We start from the raw sequence: 6,409 nt of genomic DNA on the forward strand, positions 1-6,409 counted from the left end.
CGTGGTCGCCGCGCCCGACCCGACGCTGGCGGCGCTGGCGGTCGAGGAGCTGCGCGGCCTCGTCCGGACGCCCGTCGCCGCGCTCGACGGCGGCTTCGAGGCCTGGAAGGCGGCCGGCTTCCCGGTCGCCGCCGACCGTGCCGACCCGCCCGACGAGGCCTGCGTGGACGCCTATCTCCGTCCCTACGACCGCAACCACGGTGTCGAGCAGGCGATGCGCGACTACCTCTCCTGGGAGGTGGACCTGGTCCATCAGGTCGAGCGCGACGGGGATGCCCGGTTCGGCGCCTGGTAGCGCGCCGCGGATGAGGCAGGGTCTCCGGCGGCTGGGGGTGGCGGTGCTCGACGCGCTGCTGCCGCCCTCCTGCCTGACCTGCGACGACCCGGTGCAGGCGCAGGGCACGCTCTGCGCCGCCTGCTGGGGCCGGCTGCACCTGCTGACGCCGCCCTTCTGCCGCCGCTGCGGCGTGCCCTTCCTGCATGCGGGGCAGGGGGACGCCGCGGGGCTCTGTCCGTCCTGCCACGCGCATCCGCCGGCCTACGACGCCGCGCGCGCCGCGCTGCGCTACGACGAAGGGGCGAAGCGCCTCCTGCTGCCCTTCAAGCACGCCGACCGCACCGAACTGGCCGCGCCGCTCGCGGCGCGCATGGCCCGCGCCGGGGCCGAGCTGCTGGCCAGCGCGGACCTCATTGCGCCGGTGCCCCTGCATCGCTGGAGGCTCGCCGCGCGACGCTACAACCAGGCGGCGCTGCTGGCGCGGCGTCTGGGCACCATCGCCGGCAAGCCCTGGATTCCCGACCTGCTCCGCCGCACCCGCCCGACGCCTGCGCTCGAGCACCGCAGCGCCACGGACCGCGCCGCGCTGCTCGCCGGCGCCATCGCCGTCGCCCCGCGCGCGCGCGATCGGCTCGTGGGGCGCCGCGTGCTGCTGGTGGACGACGTCATGACCTCCGGCGCCACGGCCGAGGCCTGCGCGCGCATCCTGCTGGCGGCAGGTGCCGTGGGGGTGGATGTGCTCGCCGCGGCACGCGTTCCCGATCCGCGCCTCGAGTCCGGCCGTTCCGCTTGACGAGCCGCGCGGGCGGGACGACCTGAGCCGCATGGCCAAGGTCGAGATCTACGTCCAGGACTTCTGCCCCTATTGCGCGCGCGCGGTGGCGCTGTTCCGCCAGAAGGGCGTGCCCTTCGAGGAGAAATACGCCCCCAACGGCTCCGCCGAGCGTGCGGAGGCGATCAGGCGCTCCGGCGGCCGCACCACCGTCCCGCAGATCTTCGTGGACGGGCAGCACATCGGCGGTTGCGACGACCTGGTCGCGCTTGATCGCCGCGGCGGCCTCGATCCGCTGCTCGCCGCCTGACGCCGGCGCCTGCCGTTTTCTCCCCTGGCACTCTCCGCCGCAGAGTGCCACATGACACATGGTCGCCACATGGGGCGGCCAGGATGACGGGATGATCCACTACAAGCTGCGTTGCGACGCGGGGCACGAGTTCGAGAGCTGGTTCCAGGACAGCGCCGGCTTCGAGAAGCTGGCCAAGGCCGGGCTTGTCGAGTGCACCGTCTGCGGCAGCACCGCGGTGGAGCGCGCCCTGATGGCGCCGGCCGTGGTCTCCAGCCGGAAGAAGGCGAAGCCCCCCGCGCCGCCACAGCCCGCGGCCGAGGCGCCGGCGCCGCAGCCCCAGGGGCAGATCCAGGGCCAGGCGATGGCCGCCGGTCCCATGCCGGCCCAGATGGTCGCCATGCTGCAGCGCCTGCGCGCGGAGGTGGAAAAGAGCTGCGACTACGTCGGCAAGGACTTCGCCGAGGAAGCGCGCAAGATCCACAATGGCGAGGTCGAGCCACGCGGGATCTATGGCGAGGCCACCGACGCCGAGGCCGAGGCCCTGGCCGAGGACGGCATCGATGTCGCACGCCTGCCCTGGGTGCCGCGCGCGGACGGGTGACCTCGGCCCACCTCAGCCCGCCCTCTGGCTGTCGGCGAGGCCCTTGCCCATGACCAATCCCATCTCGCCGGGCCGGTCGGCGTATTCGCGCATGGTGCGATAGGGCACGGCGGTGATCTCCGCGATGGCGTTCAGCTTGCCGGCGACGTCGAGCCCGCTGAAGCGCCGGCCCGGGTTCCGCTTCTCATAGAGTGCGGCAACCGCCTGCACCGTCCGTGCGGGCACCAGGCCGAGCACCCGCGCGTGCTCGGGCGTGATGTCGGCCATGATCAGCCTGCGGTGCGGCTGCAGATAGTTGCCGCCCCCGGGTTCGCCGGCCGGCGGCGCGGCGGCCGGCCGGGCCGCGGCGGGCGGCGTCGCCGTCAGGTCGCGGGCCCTGAACTCGGCTTCCGCGCCGTTGTCCTGCTCGATGAAGACGAGGTCGCCCTCGACCTCGAGAACCTTGCCGCCGCGCTTCCCGTCGCGGTGCCAGACCCGCTGCCCGACCGAGAACATGCGCCGTTCCTCCCTGGCATGGCCGCGCCCGAGTCGCGGTGCCTGGGCGAGACTAGCGCATGTCCGGGGGGCGCGGCGTCGCGTGCCGCGCGGGGGCCTATCTCCGCGCCGCCATGAGGTAGTTCACGCCGAGGTCCCGGCTTTCCCGCCAGCGCCCGGTCAGCGGGTCCATGGTCATCCCGGCGATGTCGGTCACCTGCAGCCCGGCCCGGCGCAGTTCGGTGCCCAGCTCGCCCGGGGTGACGAACATCCGCCAGTCATGCGTGCCGACGGGCAGCATCCGCAGCACGTATTCGGCCCCGACCTTGGCCATCAGGAAGGACCGTGCCGTGCGGTTCAGGGTGGACAGGAAGATCTGGCCCCCGCCCGGCTTCGCCAGCGCAGCCAGCGCGGCGCAGAAGGCTGGCCTGTCCTCGACATGCTCGATGACCTCGAGCGCCACCACCGCGTCGAAGCGCGCCCCCTCGGCGGCCAGTTCCTCCGGCGTGCCCTCCCGGTAGTCGATCTCGAGCCCGCCGGCCTCGGCATGGGCGCGCGCCGCCTCCAGCGCCTCCCCGGCCGCATCCAGACCTGTCACCTGCGCGCCCATGCGCGCGAAGGCCTCGCTGGCCAGCCCGGCGCCGCAGCCGACATCGAGGATCGAGAGGCCCGACAGGTCCCGCCCCGTCCGGCCATGGGCCGCCGCGATCCGGGCGCCGATCCAGCCGGTCCGCAGCGGGTTCATCCGGTGCAGCGGCTTCATCGGCCCAGACGGGTCCCACCAGCGCCCCGCCAGGGCGTCGAACTTCCGGATCTCGCCTTCGACGGCCGTGGTCATGCCTGCATCCTGCTGCGGAGCGGTTGCGGCCCGCTCGCGCGACGGTTATCTGAGCGCCCCCGGAGGCGCGCAACAGGGGCCGCCCTCCTTATCCCACCTGGCAGAACCGAGCCGAAGGCCTCCGGACCCGCATATGGCCCGCATCGTCATGAAGTTCGGCGGCACCTCCGTCGCCGACCTCGACCGCATCCGCAACGTCGCGGCCCGGGTGAAACGGGAGGTCGAGGCCGGCCACGAGGTCGCCGTCGTCGTCTCCGCCATGGCGGGGGCCACCAACCAGCTGGTGAAGTGGTGCTCCGAGCTGTCGCCGCTGCACGACGCGCGCGAATACGACACGGTGGTCGCGACCGGGGAGCAGGTGACCATCGGCCTGCTGGCGATCGCGCTGCAGACCATCGGCGTCGATGCCCGCTCCTGGCAGGGCTGGCAGATCCCGATCGTCACCGACGCCGCGCATGGCAAGGCGCGGGTCGAGAGCATCGACGGTCGCCTGCTGATCGAGCGGATGCGCGAGGGCCAGGTGCCCGTAATCGCCGGCTTCCAGGGCATCGAGCCCGGCCGCAACCGGGTGACGACGCTCGGCCGCGGCGGCTCCGACCTCTCGGCGGTCGCGGTGGCGGCGGCGGTGAAGGCCGATCGCTGCGACATCTACACCGACGTGGACGGCGTCTATACGACCGACCCCCGCATCGTGCCGCGCGCCCGCAAGCTCGAGCGGATTTCCTACGAGGAGATGCTGGAATTGGCGTCGGTGGGCGCCAAGGTGCTGCAGACCCGCTCCGTCGAGCTGGCGATGAAGCAGCGCGTGCGTGTGCAGGTGCTCTCCAGCTTCGAGGACAAGCCAGGCTCCCTGGTGGTGGACGAGGACGAGATCGTGGAACAGCCCATCGTGTCCGGCATCGCCTATTCGCGCGACGAGGCGAAGGTGACGCTGCGCCGGGTGCCGGACCGGCCCGGCATCGCCGCCCATGTGTTCGGGCCGATGGCGGCGGCCAACGTGAACGTGGACATGATCGTCCAGAACATCGGCGCCGACGGCACGACAGACATGACCTTCACCGTCGGCCGCGCCGACCTGCCGCGGGCGAAGGACATCCTGGAGAAGGGGCGCGAGGCGATCGGCTACGAGGCGCTCGTCGCCGACCCCGAGGTGGCGAAGATCTCCGTCGTCGGCATCGGCATGCGGACGCACGCCGGCGTCGCCAGCACGATGTTCAAGGCGCTGGCCGAAAAGGGCATCAACATCCAGGTCATCTCGACCAGCGAGATCAAGGTGAGCGTGCTGATCCCGGTGGACTACACCGAGCTCGCCGTGCGCGCGCTGCATACCGCCTATGGCCTCGACGGGCCGGAACCCGCCCGGCGCGGCGAGGACTGAGCATCATGGACGCGCTGCCGCAGGAAACCCCGCCGCCCGACTGGGCGCTGGCCGAGATCGACGCGCTGATGGCGCGCGGTGCCGCCTTCTTCGGCACGCGCTACGCCATCATGGGCGGCGCCATGTCCTGGGTGAGCGAGCGCAACCTCGTCGCGGCGCTGTCCAACGCCGGCGCCTTCGGCGTGATCGCCTGCGGCGCGATGGATCCGCCCCGCCTCGCCGAGGAGATCAAGGGCACGCAGGCGCTTACGCAAAAGCCCTTCGGCGTGAACCTGATCACCATGCACCCGAAGCTCGACGAGCTCGTGCAGGTCTGCCTCGCCCACAAGGTCGGCCATATCGTCTTCGCCGGCGGCATCCCCCCCGGCAGCGCGATCAAGGCGGCGAAGGAGGGCGGGGCCAAGGTGATCTGCTTCGCCCCCGCGCTCGCGCTGGCGAAGAAGCTGGTCCGCTCCGGCGCGGATGCGCTGGTGATCGAGGGCAGCGAGGCGGGCGGCCATATCGGCCCGGTCAGCCTCAACGTCCTGGCGCAGGAGATCCTGCCCCATATCCGCGACGTGCCGGTCTTCGTGGCCGGCGGCATCGGCCGGGGCGAGGCCATCCTGTCCTATCTCGAGATGGGCGCGGCGGGTGCGCAGCTCGGCACGCGCTTCGTCTGCGCCACCGAGTCCATCGCCCATCCGAAGTTCAAGCAGGCCTTCATCCGCGGCGCCGCGCGCGACGCGCTGCCGACCGTGCAGCTCGACGAGCGCTTCCCGGTCATCCCCGTCCGCGCCCTGCAGAACGAGGGCACGAAGCGCTTCCTGGAGCACCAGGCGGCCACCATCCGCCGCTACCTCGCCGGCGAGGTCGAGAAGGCAGCCGCCCAGCTCGACATCGAGCATTTCTGGGCCGGCGCGCTGCGCCGCGCGGTGATCGACGGCGACGTCGAGAACGGCTCGCTGATGGCCGGGCAGAGCGTGGGCATGGTCACGCGCGAGCAGCCGGCCGCCGAGATCGTCCGCGAGCTCGTCTGGCAGGCTGCCGCCGCCCTGGCCAGCCGGCGGCGCCCGGCTGCCTGAGTTCCGGGCGAAGCAGAAATGACACAGGATTTTTCCATCACGATTCGGTTTGCGGACGCCCGGTCCGCGCGCTAGGTGTCCCTCCCGTGCCCTACGATCTGAAGCGCATTCCGAAGCACCCCGAGCCGGCGCCCGGCGAGGCCGTGCGCATCGGCGCCGAACTCCGCGAGGCGCGGGAGGCGCTTGGCCTGTCCGTGCCGGACATGGCGACCCGCCTGCGCATCCGGCGCGCCTATCTGGAAGCGCTGGAGGAGGGCCGGCTCTCCGACCTGCCCGGCACCGCCTATGCCGTCGGCTTCGTGCGCAGCTATGCCGCCGCCCTCGGCCTCGGCGGCGACGAGATGGCGCGCAGGTTCCGCGACTCCACCCTGCCGGTGGCCGAGAAGCCGAAGCTGGTCTTCCCCGAGCCGGTGGCCGAGCGTGGCGTTCCGGCCGGCGCCGCCATGCTCGCGGGCCTGGCGCTGATGGTCGGCGGCTATGTCGCCTGGTTCAACCTGGCGGGCGGCGGCCAGCGAACCGTCGACGTCGTCCCGCCTGTCCCTCCGCGGCTCGAGCAGGCCGCCGAGCAGGGGCGCACCCAGTTGCCGCAGGTCGCCGCCGCGCCGCGGCCGGCCGATCCGGGCACCCTGCCGGTCGCCGCCCTCCCGCCGCCCGGCGGGATCGGCCAGGCCGGCTCCAACACCTCCGCCCAGGCCGCGACCATGCCCGCCGCGCCG

8 protein-coding genes and 1 pseudogene are annotated in these 6,409 nt (G+C 72.8%); 7 read left to right on the forward strand and 2 right to left on the reverse strand.

Features of this window, described 5'->3' with window-relative positions; translation table 11 throughout:
* From L2I40_RS17065 to L2I40_RS17080, 4 genes and pseudogenes are all read left to right on the forward strand, one after another.
* Nucleotides 1-295 (forward strand): annotated as a pseudogene (locus L2I40_RS17065) (hypothetical protein); the annotation flags it as partial.
* Nucleotides 296-305: 10 nt separating this feature from the next.
* Nucleotides 306-1,070, forward strand: a complete 765-nt coding sequence (locus L2I40_RS17070; protein WP_237216397.1) for a ComF family protein — start codon at nt 306-308, stop codon at nt 1,068-1,070.
* Between the two features lie 31 nt (nt 1,071-1,101).
* Complete coding sequence (gene grxC / locus L2I40_RS17075) at nt 1,102-1,359, forward strand: glutaredoxin 3 (protein ID WP_237216398.1); 258 nt, start codon at nt 1,102-1,104, stop codon at nt 1,357-1,359.
* A 91-nt stretch (nt 1,360-1,450) separates the two neighbouring features.
* On the forward strand, nt 1,451-1,942 hold the full coding sequence (locus L2I40_RS17080; protein WP_237216399.1) for a DUF1178 family protein: 492 nt from the start codon (nt 1,451-1,453) through the stop codon (nt 1,940-1,942).
* Nucleotides 1,943-1,954: 12 nt separating this feature from the next.
* On the opposite strand, the gene L2I40_RS17085 is transcribed toward L2I40_RS17080, so the two are convergent.
* Complete coding sequence (locus L2I40_RS17085) at nt 1,955-2,437, reverse strand: hypothetical protein (RefSeq protein ID WP_237216400.1); 483 nt, start codon at nt 2,435-2,437, stop codon at nt 1,955-1,957.
* Nucleotides 2,438-2,534: 97 nt separating this feature from the next.
* Nucleotides 2,535-3,254, reverse strand: coding sequence for a bifunctional 2-polyprenyl-6-hydroxyphenol methylase/3-demethylubiquinol 3-O-methyltransferase UbiG (ubiG, locus tag L2I40_RS17090; RefSeq protein WP_237216401.1), 720 nt, complete (start codon nt 3,252-3,254; stop codon nt 2,535-2,537).
* 133 nt (nt 3,255-3,387) lie between these two features.
* On the opposite strand from ubiG, the gene L2I40_RS17095 reads away from it, so the two are divergent.
* The 3 genes from L2I40_RS17095 to L2I40_RS17105 form a co-directional block, all read left to right on the forward strand.
* Complete coding sequence (locus L2I40_RS17095; RefSeq protein WP_237216402.1) at nt 3,388-4,632, forward strand: aspartate kinase; 1,245 nt, start codon at nt 3,388-3,390, stop codon at nt 4,630-4,632.
* 5 nt (nt 4,633-4,637) lie between these two features.
* Nucleotides 4,638-5,693 (forward strand): NAD(P)H-dependent flavin oxidoreductase, encoded by a 1,056-nt coding sequence (locus tag L2I40_RS17100; RefSeq protein WP_237216403.1) that lies wholly within the window; start codon nt 4,638-4,640, stop codon nt 5,691-5,693.
* Between the two features lie 86 nt (nt 5,694-5,779).
* Nucleotides 5,780-6,409, forward strand: a 630-nt coding sequence (locus L2I40_RS17105) for a helix-turn-helix domain-containing protein (RefSeq protein ID WP_237216404.1), incomplete at its 3' end; no start/stop codon positions are given.

The organism is Falsiroseomonas oryziterrae (assembly GCF_021864505.1).
In the GTDB taxonomy this organism is placed as follows: domain Bacteria; phylum Pseudomonadota; class Alphaproteobacteria; order Acetobacterales; family Acetobacteraceae; genus Falsiroseomonas; species Falsiroseomonas oryziterrae.

Bases quoted from the DNA above. Each gene is read 5' to 3' on its own strand.
- L2I40_RS17085 (WP_237216400.1), bottom strand. From the start codon at position 2,437: ATGTTCTCGGTCGGGCAGCGGGTCTGGCACCGCGACGGGAAGCGCGGC.
- L2I40_RS17080 (WP_237216399.1), top strand. From the start codon at position 1,451: ATGATCCACTACAAGCTGCGTTGCGACGCGGGGCACGAGTTCGAGAGC.
- grxC (WP_237216398.1), top strand. From the start codon at position 1,102: ATGGCCAAGGTCGAGATCTACGTCCAGGACTTCTGCCCCTATTGCGCG.
- ubiG (WP_237216401.1), bottom strand. From the start codon at position 3,254: ATGACCACGGCCGTCGAAGGCGAGATCCGGAAGTTCGACGCCCTGGCG.
- L2I40_RS17070 (WP_237216397.1), top strand. From the start codon at position 306: ATGAGGCAGGGTCTCCGGCGGCTGGGGGTGGCGGTGCTCGACGCGCTG.
- L2I40_RS17100 (WP_237216403.1), top strand. From the start codon at position 4,638: ATGGACGCGCTGCCGCAGGAAACCCCGCCGCCCGACTGGGCGCTGGCC.
- L2I40_RS17095 (WP_237216402.1), top strand. From the start codon at position 3,388: ATGGCCCGCATCGTCATGAAGTTCGGCGGCACCTCCGTCGCCGACCTC.